We start from the raw sequence: 527 nt of genomic DNA, 5'->3' as shown, positions 1-527 counted from the left end.
TTAGACATAATTAAACTCCTCTTCCTAGTTTTACAGCCGTTTTCATCATAAAATATGAGCAAAACTTTCTCTCTTAGCTGGAGATGAAAGTTAGCACTCTGGCAAATACTACCCTCTTATTATTTCTAACTGGCTACCCCACCTATTATAATAAGGGACTGTTTAAGAAACCATGGAACTATAGTGATAAACAAATAATATTATTCCGAAAATTAAATCAAACCACATTTATGAATATCCATTCAACACCTATTAGCAAAAATGAAAAGGAGGTACTACTTCAATTGTAGTTCCTCCTTTGATTGTTCTTTTTAACAATAAAATAGCTAATTAATTTAATAAATTCTTGTCCTTTTCAAACTAGCAAACTTACGTATTGATAGGAATAGGTGATATTAAATCTTACTTCACTGCGTTTTTCCACTCTTTTCCTATTTTAAAAGCAGGGACTTTAGAAGCTGCGATCTCTATTTCTTCTCCTGTTTGAGGATGTCTTCCTTTTCTCGCCGAACGTTCACGCACTTCAA

General features: G+C 32.8%; 1 protein-coding gene. It reads right to left on the bottom strand.

Features of this window, described 5'->3' with window-relative positions:
* Positions 1 to 402 precede the first annotated feature (402 nt).
* Positions 403 to 527, bottom strand: a 125-nt coding sequence (locus V7014_RS22590) for an HU family DNA-binding protein (protein WP_335510575.1), incomplete at its 5' end; no start/stop codon positions are given.

The sequence above is a fragment of the Bacillus sp. JJ722 genome, assembly GCF_036963345.1.
Classification (GTDB): Bacteria; Bacillota; Bacilli; order Bacillales; family DSM-1321; genus Bacillus_AD.
The sequence above is the reverse complement of the archived record's forward strand: the minus strand, read 5'-3'. Positions and strand labels throughout refer to the sequence as shown.